Annotated in this window: 13 protein-coding genes; 3 read left to right on the top strand and 10 right to left on the bottom strand. The window is 61.8% G+C overall.

Features of this window, described 5'->3' with window-relative positions:
• Positions 1-156: 156 nt before the first annotated feature.
• From GXB81_RS08250 to GXB81_RS08280, 7 genes are all read right to left on the bottom strand, one after another.
• Positions 157-1,575, bottom strand: coding sequence for a HAMP domain-containing sensor histidine kinase (locus GXB81_RS08250; RefSeq protein ID WP_205988815.1), 1,419 nt, complete (start codon positions 1,573-1,575; stop codon positions 157-159).
• Positions 1,568-2,251: a response regulator transcription factor gene (locus GXB81_RS08255; RefSeq protein ID WP_346777789.1), complete on the bottom strand. Its 684-nt coding sequence runs from the start codon at positions 2,249-2,251 to the stop codon at positions 1,568-1,570. Before GXB81_RS08255 ends, GXB81_RS08250 begins: the two co-directional genes overlap by 8 nt.
• 120 nt (positions 2,252-2,371) lie before the next feature.
• Positions 2,372-2,662: a TonB family protein gene (locus GXB81_RS31880; protein WP_167284498.1), complete on the bottom strand. Its 291-nt coding sequence runs from the start codon at positions 2,660-2,662 to the stop codon at positions 2,372-2,374.
• A 433-nt stretch (positions 2,663-3,095) separates the two neighbouring features.
• Entirely contained in the window at positions 3,096-3,497 is a 402-nt protein-coding gene (locus GXB81_RS08265) for a biopolymer transporter ExbD (protein WP_240158933.1), read from the bottom strand.
• Complete coding sequence (locus GXB81_RS08270; protein WP_167042079.1) at positions 3,497-4,186, bottom strand: MotA/TolQ/ExbB proton channel family protein; 690 nt, start codon at positions 4,184-4,186, stop codon at positions 3,497-3,499. Before GXB81_RS08270 ends, GXB81_RS08265 begins: the two co-directional genes overlap by 1 nt.
• 18 nt (positions 4,187-4,204) lie before the next feature.
• Positions 4,205-6,400 carry a TonB-dependent receptor gene (locus tag GXB81_RS08275; RefSeq protein WP_167042077.1) on the bottom strand — a complete coding sequence of 732 codons (2,196 nt, stop codon included), beginning with the start codon at positions 6,398-6,400 and terminating at the stop codon, positions 4,205-4,207.
• Positions 6,401-6,579: 179 nt separating this feature from the next.
• A complete protein-coding gene (locus tag GXB81_RS08280; RefSeq protein WP_205988817.1) occupies positions 6,580-7,605 on the bottom strand; it encodes a hypothetical protein in 1,026 nt (341 codons plus the stop codon).
• Positions 7,606-8,492: 887 nt separating this feature from the next.
• On the opposite strand from GXB81_RS08280, the gene GXB81_RS08285 reads away from it, so the two are divergent.
• Genes GXB81_RS08285 through GXB81_RS08295 form a run of 3 tightly spaced genes read left to right on the top strand, consistent with a single transcriptional unit; the run spans position 8,493 to position 14,256 of the window.
• Positions 8,493-9,917 carry an efflux transporter outer membrane subunit gene (locus GXB81_RS08285; RefSeq protein WP_205988819.1) on the top strand — a complete coding sequence of 475 codons (1,425 nt, stop codon included), beginning with the start codon at positions 8,493-8,495 and terminating at the stop codon, positions 9,915-9,917.
• Positions 9,914-11,125, top strand: coding sequence for an efflux RND transporter periplasmic adaptor subunit (locus GXB81_RS08290; RefSeq protein ID WP_167284495.1), 1,212 nt, complete (start codon positions 9,914-9,916; stop codon positions 11,123-11,125). Before GXB81_RS08285 ends, GXB81_RS08290 begins: the two co-directional genes overlap by 4 nt.
• 11 nt (positions 11,126-11,136) lie before the next feature.
• Entirely contained in the window at positions 11,137-14,256 is a 3,120-nt protein-coding gene (locus GXB81_RS08295; RefSeq protein WP_205988825.1) for an efflux RND transporter permease subunit, read from the top strand.
• Between the two features lie 92 nt (positions 14,257-14,348).
• Here GXB81_RS08295 and GXB81_RS08300 read toward each other — a convergent pair whose 3' ends face one another.
• From GXB81_RS08300 to GXB81_RS08310, 3 genes are all read right to left on the bottom strand, one after another.
• Entirely contained in the window at positions 14,349-15,497 is a 1,149-nt protein-coding gene (locus GXB81_RS08300) for a porin (RefSeq protein WP_167042067.1), read from the bottom strand.
• A gap of 108 nt (positions 15,498-15,605) precedes the next feature.
• Entirely contained in the window at positions 15,606-15,914 is a 309-nt protein-coding gene (locus GXB81_RS08305) for an antibiotic biosynthesis monooxygenase (RefSeq protein WP_167042065.1), read from the bottom strand.
• Positions 15,915-15,993: 79 nt separating this feature from the next.
• Positions 15,994-17,562, bottom strand: coding sequence for an ABC transporter substrate-binding protein (locus tag GXB81_RS08310; protein WP_205988827.1), 1,569 nt, complete (start codon positions 17,560-17,562; stop codon positions 15,994-15,996).
• Between the last annotated feature and the right edge of the window lie 35 nt (positions 17,563-17,597).

A 17,597-nucleotide genomic window follows, 5' to 3' on the forward strand; every position in this document is an offset into this window, starting at 1 on the left:
CCGGGCTTTTTCATTTCTTCATGGGTATTTGCCGCGAGATATTGTGGATTAGCGCAGACTGAATTTCGCCATCCGTCAGGCGTCCATCGCCCGCTCTCGCGCCACCCTCTCCTCCATCACCCCACCAACGTCCGCGAATGAACGCGACCTGCCAAGTCACGCGAAGCGCGGCTTCACGGAATCGACCTGCTCACGCGATGCGCCCGTCGGACGAACAGGCATCTCAGACTCAAACACTATCGAGATGCAACACCCAGGGCCGCCCTCGCGAACGCTGACGTGCGCGTTATGCAGCCGCGCAATCGCCGCAACGAGGCTCAGTCCGATCCCACTGCCGGCGGTTGTCGTACCGGTCTGGTGCTCAGCGCGATAGAACGGCTGGAACACCAGGTCTCGTTCGGCAACCGGAATGCCGGGGCCCGTATCCCTGACTTCGATGGTTACCTTGCCATCTCGCTGATGCAGCGCCACGGTGATAGCTCCGCCCGGCGGCGTGAATTTCAGCGCGTTCTCGACCAGGTTGCCGAATGCGCTAAACAGCAGGTCTGCCTCGCCGTTGACGATCACCGGCACGCACGGCAACAGCTCAAGCGTAATTGAAAGGTCCTCGGCGGGAGCTTCGTAGAAGTCGATGACATCATTCAGGACATCTTGCAAGTTCAGCGGGCCCTTCCTGGCAAGGCCCGCTGCTTCGCCTATCTGCGCCATTCGCAGGAGAGCGGAGAAGCGCGTCATGACAATGTCGGACTGCTGGAGTGCGGTGTCGATCACCTGCTCGTATTCGGTGACGCTCATGATGCGCCGGCGCGTGCTTTCGAGAGTGCCTCGCATGCGCGTCATCGGCGTGCGCACTTCGTGTGCGATACCGGCGCAGATGCCTTGTATGTCTCTAATCAGACGTTCGACTTCGTCGAGCATCGAATTCACCACGGCCGTAATCTTGTCGATGTCGTCCCCACTGCCCGACAACGGCAGGCGATGATCGAGCCGGCCCGACGCGATCCGCTGGGTCGCCCGGCGTACATCGCGCAAGCGGCGGGCTGCCACGGCGTTCAGAAGCGTACCGCTGACCATGCCGATGACGAGTGTAAAGACAAGACTGCCCCCCGCGATCAGCAGCAACACCTTGTCGAAGTGCCTCTCTCCATCAGTCGATCGTGCGGTGACAAAAATGCCGCCGGACGGCAAACGCACCACGACGCCGCGATAGTGGCGTTGCACCGCGCCGGCATGGTGCCCGAGGGTCGCAATGTAATCGAACGGCTTGCCGTCGACCTCGCCCGGCAACGTCTCGAAGGCGCCGACGAGATGCTCGCCGCCTGGGCCGAAATAGCCGAATGGCCGTCTGTTCTCAGGATCTTCCGACGTGTACATCGCAATACGCGCCGGGATCTCGTTCGTCGGCAAATGCTGGATTTGCTCCACTTTCAGAAAGAGATGCTCATCGATCTCCCCAATCGAATGCCGAATGGTGACCCAGCACAGGAGTGAAAAGAGGCCGATTGCAATCACGACCTGCAGGCAGAACAACAGCCAGGGCGACGGCTGGCGAAACAGCAAACGCAGCTTATACATGCAGAACCCACCCGGCGCCGTGCACGTTGTGAATCAGCTGCGGCAACTTTCCGTCGAGGCTGATCTTGCGACGCAAGCGCGTCAGATGGATGGCGATCACGTCGCTCTGTACATCCGCGTGATAATTCCAGCCCGCCTCGAACAGCATGTTGCGCGTGACGACGTTTCCTGCATTCCGGATCAGAAAGGCGAGCAGCTTGCTTTCACGCGGCTTGAGGTTGATGACGGTGCCGCGCCGCGTTGCGTGGCCCGTCAACGTGTCGAGCGTCAGGTCGCCGAACGTCAGGGTCGAGTCGTCGCGCCCGCCCGCCTGGCCGCGTAGCAGCACGTTGAGACGCGCCGTCAGTTCGTCGAAATAAAATGGCTTCACGAGATAATCGTCCGCGCCGGCATGCAGACCCTTCACGCGTGTGTCGACCGCGTCGAGTGCGCTCAACAGCAGGATCGGGACACGTTGGCCGAGGTTGCGCAAGGTCGACAACACGGAAAAACCATCGACTTCCGGCAGCATGATGTCGAGCACGATGGCATCGAAGCGCCGCGCGAGCGCCCGCGACAGACCTTGCCAGCCGGTCAGTGCCTGTTCGACCGAGAAGCCGTAGTCTTCGAGCGCGCGCGTAATCTGGTCGGAAGTCGGCTTGTCGTCTTCGATAACAAGTATGTGCGACGCGTGCACATGGGGGCCAGATAGGTTATTGGCAGCAGGATTCATGAAAGGCGTACCGTCGCGGATGCCCGCTTTCGTCACAATCGTGGGCAAATGTCCGGGTGATTCTAACGACCGAACAAGTCAATTTCACTGCGCGTCGTCCAGAGCGAACGTCACCCACAGTTGCTTCGACAGTGTCTTGCCGGCGAGCTCAGGTGCGGGTTTGGGGTACGCGGCGTCGTGTACCGCCGCGAGCGCGGCGCGGTCGAGCTGGCCGACGCCGCTCGATACGACGACCCGCACATCCGACACCGCTCCATCGCGATAGGTAAAAGCCACGCGCGTGCGGCCGCTCACGCCGGCCATGCGAGCAGACTCCGGGTAGCGCAACGCGGATTGGACCGCGGCCCGCAACGCGGCATCGAAGCTCGGATTCACCGCGCCCGCGGACGGTGCGGGCGGTGGTGGTGGCGGCGCTGGAGGAGCCGGATCGGTAGCCGGTTCGCTGGGCTGAGCAGTCGGCGGCGGGGCCGGCGGGGTAGCCGGAGTCGCCGGCTGCAACGGGGCAGCGTGATGCACGGGCACGGGCGAGTGCCGTGGAGGCGCAATCGGCTTCGCGACAGGCACGGGCTCGGGCGGCTTGGGTGCCGGCGCGGGCGGCGCCACCGGTGCCGCTACCGGCGCGAGCGCCAGCAACGTGACGGCGGGCAGCGGCGGCGGTGGTGGTGGAGCCTTTTTCGCAAGCAGTCCGAATGCGCCTGCCAGCACTAACGCCTCGACGAGGAGCGCGAGGGGGGCGGCGCGATGGAGGTCGAGGTGCGCACGAGGCGCCTTGCTCGACGTTACGCTCAGTTCGGGTACGGTCGCCATATCACTTCGACGCGGGTTGCGTGGCCATGGAAATCTGCGAGATGCCGGCCGCGCGGCAGGCATCCATCAACGAAACGAGCTGCTGAATCCGGGCACCCTTCGCACCGACGATCGTCACGGCCGTGTGCGCTGCATCGGGGCGTGCCTGCAGCATGGCGGTCAGTTCGCCCAGCGCCATCGTGCGGCCATCGACCGATAGCGTGCCGTCTTCGGCCAACGTCACCGTCACTTTCGCCGGCGGCAGTTCCTGCGTGCTCGAACTTGCGGGTAACTGCGTGCGCAGCCCTGCGTTCGGAATCATGTGCAGCGTAATCATGATGAAGAACACCAGTAGAAAGAACATGATGTCGATCATCGGGATGATCTCGATGCGCGCCTTGCGGGCTTCGAAGTACTTCATCATCACGTCCTTTGGGGTGCGAGTTTAACGACACCGGCATCCGGCACTTCGCGCACTTCCTTCTGCACCTCGCGCGGCACGCCTGTAAGCCGGTTAACCAGCGCGGCCTTCAGCGTTTCGAGTTGATGCATCAGCGTGCGCACGCGTTTCTCCAGACCATTGAAGAACACCAGGCCGATCATCGCCACGAACAGGCCCGAAGCCGTCGCCACCAACGCCTCGGCGACGCCGCCCGTGACCTGGGTCGGCGCATTGCCCGGGTTCGACAGCACCTGGAACGCGTTGAACATGCCGACGATGGTGCCGAACAGGCCGAGCAGCGGCGCCAGCGTGACGACGGTGTCGAGCACCCACAGGAAGCGGTCGACGCGCGGTGCTTCGCGCATGATCGTCTCTTCGAGTGACGCGTCGAGGTCTTCGCGCGACGCACGGTTCGCGAGGTGGGCCGCGGTGGTCAGCACGCGTTCGACCGGCAGACCGGAGAATTGCGCCGCGCAAGTCGTGAGCTTCGACGTATCGAGCGCGCCGAGGGTGTCGATGCGCTCGAGCGCCGCCCGGGTGCTGCCCATCGCGCGGTGCAGGAACGACAACCGCTCGATGATGACGGTCAGTGCAACGAACAACATGAAGACGATGACGTAAAGTACGCCGCCCGAATCGTTCGCGAAGTGAGTGAATTGAGTGATGTTCATGGATATGTTCGCCTGAAATTAGAAATCGACCTGAACCGTGCCGAACACCGAGCGTCCGGCCTGCGTCCAGTAGAGCGGGGTCTTGGCAGCGTCTGCGCCGAAACCGAAGAACCCGTTGATACCCGTGCGGTTAAAGAGGTTGTCGAGTTGCAGGCCCACGCGCACGTCGTGGACCATCGATGTGGCGGGCTTGAACGTGTAGCCCACGGAGAGATCGGTCTGGGCAAAGCCGCCGATCGGGATCTGGTTGCCCGTGGTGCCGTACTGCCGGCCGATGAACTTCGTGATCAACGAGCCGGTCAGCGGTCCGCGTTCATAGAGCAGGCCTGCTGCCGCTGTCTTGTTCGGCGTGAACGGCATCCAGGAGTTGTCGCTGTGCTGCTTCGCCGAGTTGAACGTCAGGTTTCCGTACAGGCTGAAGCCGAGCCCCGCGTAGTACGTCGCTTCCGTTTCGATGCCCTTGTAGGTCGCCGCGCCGGCATTCGAGTAGAACGTGTTGCCGCCGATGTTCACGCTCGTGATTTCATTGGCGAACTTGATGTAGTACAGGTCGACGGAAGCCGTCAGGCGGTCGGTCTTATAGGTGGTGCCGATCTGATAGTTGTCCGTTCGCTGGGGGTCAGGCTGGCTGTTGGCCGTCAGGTTAGGAATGTTGAACGTATTCAGATTGGGCGCGAGAAAGCCTTGTGCATACTGGGCGTAGGCGCTCCAGTTCGAATTGATCTTCTCGTGGATCTGCAGCGAGGGCAGCACCTTCGTCCAGGTCTGGCCGTAGTCGGCCGGCAGGCCCGAGCCCTGGTTCATGGCCGAATAGAGGTCGCGGCGGAACAGCGCGTATTTCACGCCGGGGGTGACCGTGAAGCCGTACGGCAGCTTCCAGGCGTACTGGATGTACGGCTGGAAAGTGGTCAGCGTGTTGGTCATCGAAAACATCGGCGCCACGAACGCGAAGTTCTGGGTGGCGTTGGCTTCGACCCGGTCGCGGAAGTTGGTCTGGTAAGCGAACCAGGCGCCGAACTCGAGCGAACCGGGGCCGATGTCTCTTTGCGCGCGCACCACGTCGCCCCAGGCCCGGTAGTCGCTTTCCTGCTCCTGGCCGGCAACGTTGCCGGCGGGGAGGTACGGGCCCTTCGTCGAAAATGCGTTGTACGGCAAGCTGCTGTTCGGCGACACACCCTGGAAGCCGGTGTGGTAGTACCCGTAGGTATAAAGCTTGTTGTCGATCGCCCACTGCGCGACCTTCGTCTGGACGCCGATGTACTCGAAGTCCGTATTGACCAGGTCGTAGTTATAGCCCGAATACGCCTGGCTCAGCGGGTTGCTGGAGAGGCCATAGTTAGGACCGAACTCCGCAATCTGGGCCGCGGAGGAGCCATACGGCGTGTTCTGATGAATCTTGTTATAGGTGCCGAACAGGGTGAGCACCGTCGAGTCGCCAAGCGGCTTCTCGAATTTGAAGTAGGCGTTCTCGCGACGCTGGGAGGCGCCGGTCAGATAACCGTCGCTGCTGCTTTGCGTGTAGCCGAACGTCGCGCGCGCGTCGCCCAGCTGCTGCAGATCGCCCGTGTTGAGCTCGGCGCCGGCGAGCCAGGTGTTGTAGCTGCCATACGTGCCGAGCAGAGCGGCCGACGGGGTCATCGACGGGATCAACGACTCCATCGCGATCGTGCCGCCGAACGTGGCGAAGCCGATTTGCGAAGCGTCGCCCGGGCCACGATCGACGGTGAGGCGGTTAATCGCCTGCGACGAGAAAAACGACGTCGAGTGATGCGTGAAGTTGTTCGCATCGCCAAACGGTATCCCGTCGAACGTCACGTTGTACTGCCCGTCCTGAAAACCGCGGATAGACATGGTGGGCGACTCCATCAAGCCGGGACCGTTCGGCGAGATGCTCGAGACGCTCGGCGCGATGTTCATGATGTCGCTGTAGTTCTCGGTCGGCGCGGTGCTGTTCTGGATGTAGTGATGGCTGATCGTCGACTGCGGCTCGGTGGCCGTGAGCGAGCCTTGCGTCGGCGCTTGCGCGGGCGCGGTCTGCACGTTTTTCGAGCCGGTCGGCGCATTGGCCGGAGACGACGATGTGGCGGTGCTCTGCACGGAGCCGAGATCGCCCGCCTCCTGCGCATGAGCGAACTGGATACCGGACATGCACAGTGCGGCCAGAACGCACTGCGTCAACGGTTTCATGCGGAACGGCGAAAGTAGCTGTTGCATCTTGTTATGCCCTTGCTTTCCAGTACTGAATCGGGGTCCGAAATTGATTGAGGGTGCCATGTTAAAAACCACGCATTATTCGCAGGTGACAGGTATTCGTATGAATTTAGCTATCCTGATCGGCGGGAGGAACTCCCCCCGCCTTCTGCCTCTTTGATGCACTGAGGCGTTACGGGAGATCAACCCTTGACTTTGTATATCTCGAGACCGGCCTCGGGAGCCGAGGTCCGGGTATGCGGAACATAAAGCTGATCCAGGCTCGGGACGAGAACCGAGGTCTTGCCGCCATGCGTATCGATCCGCGCAATTTCGTGGTAGTGGTCGGCGTCGTCCTGCTGATAGGCCGTCAGGCCCTGGGCCGCGCTCACATAGATGCGCTTCGTCCGTGCGTCGTACGTCATGTCGTCGCCCCCTTCCGCGCAGCCGTAGGTCGCGATCGTCGCGCCGGTGTCGGAGTTGAGAACGAACAGCTTGCCCGGCTTCTTGTCGGCCACGAACAACCGGTGGTTTTTGGCGTCGAATGCCATCGGCGTGTTCAGCGTGAGGCCCGGTACCGACCAGGTTTGCACGAGAGCATTCCTGTTCATATCGATGATGCCGATCGTGGACTTGTCGCGGATATTCACGAACATGCGGCGGGTAGCCTGGTCGATCGTCAGCGAATGGAGACTGCCCGACTCGATGGGGATCTCACCCTTGGTCTTGAGGTCTTCGGTCGAGATAATGTGAATCGTCGAATGAGTAGGGTGCTCGTCCGGCTCGCTGGCAACGAGATAGAAATCCCGGGTCTTCGGGTCATAGCCGGCGGAATCCGGTGTGCCGTCGATATCGATCCGCTTGATCAGGTGCAGATCCGACCCGTCGAGAACCTTGACCGCCTTGTCACCGCCGTCGGCCACGAACAGCTCGTTTTTCTCGACGTTAAGAGCGAGCGAATGAGGCGTGGTGACCGGGCCGCCGCTCATCAGATGCTCACCGGTCTTGAGGTTGAACACGTCGATCGAATGGTGGTTTTCCACCGAGACGTAGAGGCGGTTGCGCTTGAGGTCGACGGCAAAATGGTCGAAATCGCCGTCGTTGATGTCGGGCAGCGGAATAGTCTTGATCAGCTTGACCGGCTCGTCGGGCGTCGCGGCATGGACTGCCGGTCCCAACAAGAAGGTAAGCGCGACTGCTGTGCCACTGAGAGCCTGATTGAGTTTCAATTTACTAATCTCGCAACGTATCTGTCTGCCGCACAACGGGCGACAGAATCGTCGACTGCCGCGGCGCAATGTTTTACGGATCCCGACGTGGCATGCCCTGTCGCGGTATCCGCATCCCGATTGAAAATGTGCCCGTCGTAAAGTGCTCTGGATCGGCCTCAAGTACCGATGAGGCGTTCGGCAGCGCAACGCAATCGCCAGGAGCCGACTTCCGTCCGTTCACATAACCGTGGCAGATCATGAGCTTTGCATGTGAATCTGTCGGGACTCGAAAATTACAAGTTCGACGGAACTCTTTTGCAAAGACCGGGGCAAGGGTGCCGTGCCCCGACGCCGGATGACGGCGGCCGCCGGTCATCGCGCCACACTTCAGGCGCGGTGGCTCGCATGGGGATCCGGAACCAAAAAGAGGAAATTTCAGGCTAACTAATTAATCAGAAGCCCTATGTGGTTAAGATCAGACACATCGCTTTCTTCAGCGCTTTCTTCAGCGCTTTCTTCATACTAACCAGATCGTTCACTGCTCCCCTGTTCCAGAAGAACGGCTCTGTCAATCTTGTAATTTTCGAGTCCCGACAGATTCACATCCCAGGCTCACTATCTGTTGCCGCTCACATGAGCGCACGAAAGCTCGCCCCTGCCATTCGAGTTGAGCCTTGATCGCAGCGTAGTCAATCCACTGCGTGCTCATATTCGCCATCACATCGCTGGCGCCGCGGCTATTTTTATCATTGCGCAAAAGACCAGCCAGAACCGGCTCACTCCGCGCGCGACATTCAGTTAGCAGAAGACGCATCGATATGTCCGAGCAACACCCCGTTGTGCCCATTGGTGGTACCCATCGCCGCTCCCTTCCGGGATGGATTCGTGCGTCTTCCGCCTATGCCTTGGCGCCGCTGTTGCTGGGTTTGCTGACGGCTTGCACGCTCGTGCCGACCTATCGGCGTCCCGACACGCCGATGGCGCAAAGCTGGGACGGCGCGGCCCGGTCATCGCTTGCCGATGCGGTCACGGTCAGGAGCGCATGGTGGCGAAACTATCAGGACCCGCAACTCAACGAGTTGGTCGAACGCAGCCTGCAGAACAATTTTTCGCTCGCCTCGGCCGTGGCGAGCGTGAACCTGGCCCGCGCCAACGCCGAGAGGGCCGGTGCGCCGCTCTACCCGACCCTCTCGGCAGGCGGCACGTTCGCTCGTACTCACCAGCGCACCAACGCCTCCGGCCCCACCAGTCCGAATTCGTCGAACAATGGCCAGAGCCTGTTTGCCGAAGCCAGCTACGAGATCGACTTCTGGGGACTCAATTCGGCCAATGCCGACGCCGCACGGCTGCTCGCGCGGGCCTCCGAATTTGATCGCGACACCGTGGCATTGACGTTGACCGCGTCGGTTACCGATACCTATTTCCAGATCCAGAGCTTGCGGCAGCGGCTGAGCCTGGCGCATGCCATCGAGAGTAATGCCAGGCATATTCTCGACTTGCTGCTGGCCCAACAGCAGGCCGGCGTCGCAACGCAACTTCAGGTCGAGCAGCAGCGCAATGCGCTGGCGACGTTCCAGGCCGCGATACCCGCGCTGCTGCAGCAACTCGAGCAAAGCATGCATCTGCTTGCCACGCTGGAAGGCGTGGCACCCGAGCAGTTCATGCTCGGCGCGGCACAGATCGACGATATTCCGATTCCGCAGCCGCTCCCGAATTTGCCGGCGACCTTGCTCGAAACGCGCCCGGATATCCGCTCGAAGGAAGCCCAGTTGCAGTCGCAAAACTACAGCGTGGGCGCGGCGCGCGCGGCCTTCCTGCCGAATCTGGTGCTGACCGCGGACGGTGGCCTGAGCAGCAATACGCTCACGCGTTTTCTCTCGAGCCCGTTCAGCAGTCTCGCGGCAACGCTCGCTGCACCGCTTCTGGATGGCGGCGCATTGCGCGGGCAGTTGCACGCGAATCAGGCCGGGTTCGCGAAAGCGACCGCCGACTATCGTCAGACCGTCGTCTCCGCCTTGCAGGATGTCGAGGATTCTCTGACGGCGCAGCAGCAGGGCGCCTTGGCGGAAACGGCGGAGCGCGCCGCCGCCGACGCGGCGACCCACGCCGCGGCACTCGCCGAGGCGCAATTCCAGGGCGGCACGATCGACTTCCTGAGCGTGCTCGATGCACAACGGACCCGTTATCAAGCCCAGGACGCGCTCGCGCAGGCACGCCTGCAACGTTTGCAGGCATCGGTGAGCGTATTTCGGGCCTTCGGCGGCGGTGCCGGAATGACCACCGATACGCCCACGCCTGTGGCTGCAATTTCATCCTCCATCTCTCATTGAATTTCGAACCCCTAATGAACCTCCGGGAAGATTTCTTGGCGTCGCCGCAGCGGCGCACGCGCCGCCCTTTGTTCGCCTGGACCGGTGGCGTCGCGCTGGCGCTGGTACTGGCCTGGTGGGTGTGGCCGAAACACGCGGCCAGTGCCGCGGCTGCGGCGGTGCCCGTCGATGCCGGCCATGCGGTGCTGATGGATTTCCCGATCAGGGTCGCATCGGTCGGTACGGTCGAGGCGCTCAACACGGTCGATGTCAAGGTCCGTGTCGACGGGCAGGTGCAGCGCATTGCCTTTAACGAAGGCCAGGACGTCCGCGCTGGCCAGCTTCTCGCACAACTCGACCAGGGGCCGCTGACGGCGCAACTCCACCAGGCCGAAGCGGCGCAGCGCAAAGACCAGGCGAGCCTGAACAATGCGCGGCTCGACCTCGAACGCTACAGCAAGCTTGTCGGCATGGGTGCGGCGACCTCGCAAGGCGTCGATACCGCGCGTGCCCAGGTCGAATCGCTCGCCGCGACGGTCGCGGCCGACGCGGCGCTGGTGCAAAGCGACCAGCTGCAGCTCGGTTTCACGACGCTGCGCGCACCGTTCGCGGGGCGTGTCGGTGTGCGCGAAGCCGACATCGGCCAGGTGGTCCATCCGACCGATGCCAACGGCATTGCGACGGTCACCCAGATGGAACCGATCACGGTGGCGTTCTCGGTCCCGCAGGACGTGCTTCCCGAGCTGCTCGCGAAACAGGCCGGCAGCGCGTTGCCGGTCAACGTCACGCCGCGTACCGGCGACGCCGTTCTGGCGCAAGGCTCGCTGGTCTTCATCGACAGCCACGTCGATCCGACGACGGGCCAGATCAGGCTGAAGGCATCGTTCACCAACCAGGACCGCAAGCTGTGGCCCGGCGAACTGGTGAATGCACAGATCCTGTTGCACACCGACCGCCAGCGTGTTGCGGTACCGGACCGCGCGATCGTCAACAGTCAGTCCGGCACGCAGCTTTATGTCCTCGATAAGAACGGCCGGGCGCAACTGAGACCGGTGAAAACCGGCAACAGCGTCGACGGCATGACCGAGATCGACGCCGGTATCGACACCGCCGATCTGATCGTGTTCGACGGACAAAGCCGGCTCGATCCCGGCACGCAGGCGGCTGCCAACATCGTCGCGACGACTGCGCAGCCCGCAGCTGTCCCCTCTGTCACCTCCATTCAATAAGACAGCGCCTCATGAGCCTGCTCGAATTTTTCATCCAACGGCGCATCGCCACCGGCTTCCTAGCGCTCGGCGTGCTGCTGGCGGGCGTCGTCGCCTATTGGCTGCTGCCTGTCGCGTCACTGCCCCAGATCGATTTTCCGACGATCCAGATTTCCGCCCAACTGCCCGGCGCGAGCGCGGAGACCATGGCGAGTTCGGTCGCCTCGCCGCTCGAATGGCAATTGTCGAATATTGCGGGCATCACCGAAATGACCTCGTCCAGTTCGCTCGGGACGACGTCGATCACGGTCCAGTTCGACCTGTCACGCAATATCGACGGTGCCGCGCAGGACGTGCAAACCGCCATCAATGCAGCGGGCGGCGTACTGCCCAAGAACCTGCCCAACCCGCCGACTTACGAGAAGGTCAATCCCGCCAATTTCACGCTGCTCTCGCTGGCGGTGACCTCGCCGTCGCTCCCGCTCACCGAACTCGACCGCTACGCGGAAGACTTTCTTGCCCAGCAAATCTCGCAGATGCCGGGTGTCGGTCTCGTCGATTTCAACGGACAACAACGCCCCGCGGTGCGCATCCGTGTCGATCCCGACAAGCTCGCCGCACGCGGCCTGACGCTCGAGGACGTGCGCTCGATTGTCGGCGTGCAAACCGTCAACGCGCCCAAAGGCAGCCTGAACGGCCCGGACCGCTCGGTCGTGTTCAACGCCACCGATCAGCTCACGACGGCGGCCGAGTATCGCGGCCTCGTCGTCGCCTACAAGAACGGCGCGCCCGTGCGCCTCGAGGACCTCGGCACCGTGATCGACGCCTCCGAGGACACGCACCAGGCCGCGTGGTTGCAGCACGAGCGCGCCATCATCATCGATATCCATAAGCAGCCCGGCTACAACGTCGTCGACACCATCCGCAACATCGAGTCTCATTTGCCGGCGCTGGAAGCCTCGCTCCCCACGGCGGCCCATGTCCATGTCGTCGGGGACCGCACGCAGACGATCACGACCTCGCTGCACGACGTGCAATTCACGCTGATGTTGACGGTCGCCCTGGTCGTCATGGTGATTTTCGCGTTCGTGCGCAATCTGTGGGCGACCGTGATTCCGAGCCTGACGATTCCGCTGTCGCTGGTTGCCACCTTTGCCTTGATGTATCTGCTGGGCTTTAGCCTGAACAACCTGTCGCTGATGGGGCTCACGATTGCCGTGGGCTTTGTGGTCGACGATGCGATCGTGGTGATCGAGAACGTGATGCGGCATATCGAAGCCGGCGTGCCGCGCATGCGTGCCGCGCTGCTCGGTGTGCGCGAGGTGCGCTTTACCGTCATCTCGATGACCATTTCGCTGATTGCGGTATTCATCCCGATTCTGCTGATGGGCGGCATCGTCGGGCGTCTGTTCCGCGAATTCGCGATTACGGTCAGTGCCGCGGTCGTCATGTCGTGCTTCGTATCGCTCACCGTCACCCCCATGTTGTGCGGCTGGCTGATTCGCAAGCCCAACGGCGATCGGCTTCGCGAGAGCCGGCTCGTGCGGGGGCTGGAAATCGCCTTCGTCGCGATGGAGCGGCGCTATGAGCGCGGACTCGACTGGGTCTTGCGGCACCAGAAAACGATGCTCGGCGTGACGATTGCGACCGTGATCGCGACCGGGGCGTTGTTCGTGCTGATCCCGAAGGGGTTCTTTCCCGAGGAAGATTCGGGCCTGATCCAGGCGACACCGGAAGCCGCGACGGACATCTCGCCGCAGGCGATGGCCGTCAAGATCCAGCAACTCGGCCATATCATCGAAGCCGACCCGGCGGTCGATAACGTCTACTACTGGATCTCGGCGGATCCTACGGTGAGCGAAGGCCACATGATGATCAACCTGAAACCCGTCAATCAGCGCACGGTCACCGCCGCCCAGGTGCTGCGCCGGCTCAAGCCCAAACTCGCGACGGTGATCGGTGTTTCGGTCACGATGCGGGTTCGGCAAGACATTCAGGTTGGCGCCCGCGCAAGCGCGGCACAATATCAGTACACCTTGCAATGTCCCGACGTCAATGAATTGAACCACTGGTCGCAGGTGCTGACCCAGCGCCTCTCCACCCTGCCGGAACTGGCCGACGTCACGTCCGATCAACAGGCTTCGGCCACCAGCGCCACGCTGGTCATCGATCGTGACACGGCCTCGCGTTTCGGCATTACCGCGCAGGCCATCGACGATACGCTGTACGACGCGTTCGGCCAGCGCCAGATTGCGACGCTCTATACGCAATCGGACCAGTATCACGTCATCGAGGAAGTCGACCCGAAATTCCAGTTGACGACGGAAGCGCTGGCCCACCTTTACGTGCGCTCGCCCCTGACCAGCCAACTGGTGCCGTTGAACACACTGGTGACGCTCGCCAACGGCGTATCGCCTGTTTCCGTGAACCATCAAGGCTTGTCCCCGGCAGTGACCATTTCGTTCAATCTGGCGCCCGGGCAGGCTCTGGGTGCCGCCATCACGGCCATCCGCCGCGCCGAGGTTGCCGTGCACAAGCCCGATGCCGTTATCGGAACCTTCCAGGGGACGGCCCAGGCTTTCCAGGCATCGCTGCATAGCGAGCCGTATCTGATCCTGGGGGCGCTGGTCGTCGTCTATCTGGTGCTGGGCATACTTTACGAAAGCGCGATCCACCCCTTGACCATCATCTCGACGCTACCGTCCGCCGGCGTGGGGGCGCTGTGTACGCTGATGTTGTGCGGCCAGGATCTCTCGATCATGGCGATGGTGGGCATCGTTTTGCTGATCGGCATCGTCAAGAAGAACGCGATCATGATGATCGACTTTGCACTGGTGGCCGAGCGGGAACAAGGCCTGCCGCCCACGGCCGCGATCCGCCAGGCCTGCGTGCAGCGCTTTCGCCCGATCATGATGACGACGCTGGCGGCCCTGTTCGGCGCCTTGCCGCTGGCGCTGGGACAGGGTGCAGGCGCCGAATTGCGCGTCCCCCTGGGGATTGCGATCGTCGGCGGCCTGGTATTCTCGCAAATGCTGACGCTCTTCACCACGCCGGTCGTCCACCTCTGGTTCGACAGGCTGGCAAACTGGATCGACAGGAAACCGGAGGGCGCGAAGTCAAAGGTGGTTGCGGAAAATCAGACGGTTGGGTAGGCGGATCGGTCGGGTGCGGAAAACGACGGCGGTTCGCACCCCTGACCGCCATCTCCGGCCTGCCATATCGTAGAGCCGAACGCGCCCTCCACCTAGAATCGATGAATAATCGCCACACGCGCAGCTAATTGCCGGTTCGTAGTCGACATATTGCCGACCACGCCCTGATAAAGGTCCGCGCCCTTCGCATCGCCGCTCGCCAGCTGCAATGCGACGACCCCGTACACTTCCGTGCGCTTCGACAAACTGTAGTCCGCACCGACAATGACGCGATGGTACTTCGGAACCGCGCCCGAATAATCCACGTGCCCGATCGTGTAGAGATACCCCGCGCCCAGCTTCAACGCGGGCCTGACGAAGTACGTATACGACACGTTGTAAAACTCGAAGCTCACATCGCTTTTGGTGCCGTTTGCCTGGCTAAACAGGATACGCGTATAGAGCGCCCCGATGACACCATTACCCACCTGGTAGGTCGCACCGGCCCCATACGTTTGCACGTCTTTCGGATGTCCCACGTAGCTCCATGGGCCGGTAGCACCGATGGCCGAACCCGTCGTGTTGGCAACGTAATGCCCATCGGCGAACTGGTCCGCCGGATCTTTTGCATGGAAGTAGGCCACGCCGAGTTTGAGCGGACCATAAATGTAGTTCACGCCCGCGCTCAAAACGCCTGTCGTGCCGACCTGGTCATATGCGGTGGGCGAACTGAATCCGTACACGCCGCCGAACCTGAATCCATAAACGTCACCGCTCGCGTATTTGATGCTGTTATTCGTTCGTACCGTGTTGCCGATATTGTCCATGTCGCCGCTACCGTGCGTCGCCATTCCGCCCCACTGGTTTCCGTCGCCGGCGAACTGCAGGTAATCGACGATCGAATCATACTGTCGCCCGAGCGTGACGGTGCCAAAGCGATTGCTGGTGATCCCGACATAGGCGGTTCGGCCAAAAGCAAGGCCGCCCTGCCCCAAGGTTCCGTTGGTAACGTTGAATCCGCTTTCCAGCTTGAAGATCGTCTTCAGGCCACCGCCCAGATCCTCGCTGCCGATCAGCCCCCACCGGCTTCCGGAAATCCCCGTCGACACGCCGTCGCGCATGGCGACGAGAGATTTGCCACCACTGTTGTTCACATAATCGATGCCGGTTTCGATAAGGCCATACAGCGTGACGGTACTTTGTGCGTAAGCATGCTGCGAGAGCAGGCATGCGAGCGCGGTTCCGAACATGATTTTCTTCATCTTCCCCTCATCGTTGTAGTTCGACCGAATTTCATCCAGCCAAATCATTTAGTAATACGATTTAATGAGCGCAAATAAATAGACGCATGAATGCAATGCCGAGCCGAATCAGGTACTGCGACCGTTCCCGGCGATGCAGGCCGATTCCACGAAAAGCCCGCGGCTGACGAAGTGCCGGTAAGGCGACGGCGTGGCGGCATCGCCGGGCTTCAACTCAAGCCAGGCCCGATAGGCCGACTCCGTTTCCCAGCCCGTCACCGTCGTGATCGCCGACGCATCTTTCGGGTCCGATGTCCGGTAGCGGAACAGGAATCCATCGACCTGCGCCATCAACTTGCCGTTGCGCTCGATGCGCTCGACGGCATCGGCCTCGCGGCCCGGATGACAGAAATGATCGACAATGACAAGAAAGGCCATGCTCATCCCCAAGGTTCATGTGCGTACGGCCATCGCCCTTTACAGAGCGATGCGGAAAAGGCGGAAATCCATCGGTCTCCTAGGCAAGCCATACTTCTTCGCACAGTCGCAACCCGGCGGCTTCCGAAAAAGGATGGGGAACGACGCCTTGCACGTTCGCGGCGCGTCCGTCGAGAAAATCCACGAATACCGGAATGGTTCTGCCGTCCGCGTCCCACAGAATCTTCTGCACCTGCGCATACAGTTCGGCCCGTTTGGGTCCATCCGGCGTGCGCCGTGCCTCCAGCGCCAGGGCATCCAGTTTCGGATTCCGGTAGCCGGTCTCCGGCTGCGGCGAATTCGACAGGCTGACACTGCGTAGTTCCAGATCCAGCGTTGCACGCGGAAACCAGTTGGTCACGTTAAACGCCTTCTTTCCGCTGACCTGTGCGTAATAGCCTTCCGCCGGCAAGCGCGTGAGGTTGATCGGTATCCCGACCCGGCCCGCGGTTTCCTGCAGTTCCAGCGCAAAATCCGTCGCGGGCGCGCCGTAATTGACGTCCGACGTGAACAGGTTGAGCTGCCCGCTAAATCCCGACTTTCTGTAGTAGAACCGGGCCTTGTCCAGATCGAACTCGCGTTGCGGCAGATCATGGTCGTAATATCGGTCCCTGGGTCCGATCGGAAGATCATTGGCAACCTGCCCGTATCCGTTCAGTACGCGCTTGACCATCTCCGCGCGATCGACCGCATACTTGATCGCGGTGCGCAGATTGATATCGCTGAACGGCGCGCCATTGGCCATCGTGTTGATGCAGAGCTTTCGCGATGCCTTGGAATCGACCAGCTTTGCGCGAGGGTTCCGGTCGAGCAACGTGGCGGTACGTGCGTCAACCCGGTTGATGTAATGCGCGTCCCCCGAAATCAGCGCGTCCATGCGGGCGCCGGTATCCGAAATGCCGAACGTTTCGACCTCGTCCACATAAACGGTATCGGCCTTGTAGTGATTGGCAAACCGGCGCGCCACCATGCCGATACCGGGTCTGAACTCGACGAGTTCGAACGGGCCGGTGCCGACCGGACGATCCCAGTTGGCAAATCCCTCGGGAACGATGACCGTATGCGGATCACCGAGCAGCACGGGAAAGTCGGCGTTAGGCGCCTTCAGCGTCACGACGACCCGATCCACTCCGTCCTTGCGGATATCGGTGACGTCCGAGAAATACGAGCGCACCATCGACACGGAACCCGGCTGCCGATGAAGATTGAGCGAATAGACCACGTCCTCCGGAACCAGCGGCTTGCCGTTCTGGAACACCACGCCTTGTCTCAACCGGAACGACCAGACCGACATGTCGGCATTCGGGTTCCACTCGACGGCAAGATCGGGCGATGCCTGGAACTGCCTGTCCCACTTCACGAGCGGACTCATCAGCGAATAGACGCGCAGAAAGTCGAGGTTCTGGTTCATCCTCAAGGGATTGAGGGTGTCGTTGATGCTCTGCTGCGACCACGCGATGCGCAGACGGCCGCCACGCCGCGGCACGGAAGCCGCTGCCGCATCGGCATAGGTCAGCCCACCGCCGAGCGCCACGGCAACACCGGCCGCCGCCGCCCCCAGGAAACCGCGCCGCGACATTTTTCCATCGTGAGCCCATTCGCCGTTCATGCGTCTTCTGTTCTCCGTTCGAGATAGTGGCCGGG

It is taken from the genome of Paraburkholderia sp. Ac-20336 (genome assembly GCF_017105025.1).
Taxonomy (GTDB): Bacteria; Pseudomonadota; Gammaproteobacteria; order Burkholderiales; family Burkholderiaceae; genus Paraburkholderia.

What these genes read in the sequence shown, in the direction of transcription:
- GXB81_RS08250 (WP_205988815.1), bottom strand. Translation starts at nt 1,575, where the DNA reads ATGTATAAGCTGCGTTTGCTGTTTCGCCAGCCGTCGCCCTGGCTGTTG.
- GXB81_RS08265 (WP_240158933.1), bottom strand. Translation starts at nt 3,497, where the DNA reads ATGATGAAGTACTTCGAAGCCCGCAAGGCGCGCATCGAGATCATCCCG.
- GXB81_RS08270 (WP_167042079.1), bottom strand. Translation starts at nt 4,186, where the DNA reads ATGAACATCACTCAATTCACTCACTTCGCGAACGATTCGGGCGGCGTA.
- GXB81_RS08275 (WP_167042077.1), bottom strand. Translation starts at nt 6,400, where the DNA reads ATGCAACAGCTACTTTCGCCGTTCCGCATGAAACCGTTGACGCAGTGC.
- GXB81_RS08295 (WP_205988825.1), top strand. Translation starts at nt 11,137, where the DNA reads ATGAGCCTGCTCGAATTTTTCATCCAACGGCGCATCGCCACCGGCTTC.
- GXB81_RS08300 (WP_167042067.1), bottom strand. Translation starts at nt 15,497, where the DNA reads ATGAAGAAAATCATGTTCGGAACCGCGCTCGCATGCCTGCTCTCGCAG.
- GXB81_RS08305 (WP_167042065.1), bottom strand. Translation starts at nt 15,914, where the DNA reads ATGGCCTTTCTTGTCATTGTCGATCATTTCTGTCATCCGGGCCGCGAG.
- GXB81_RS08310 (WP_205988827.1), bottom strand. Translation starts at nt 17,562, where the DNA reads ATGAACGGCGAATGGGCTCACGATGGAAAAATGTCGCGGCGCGGTTTC.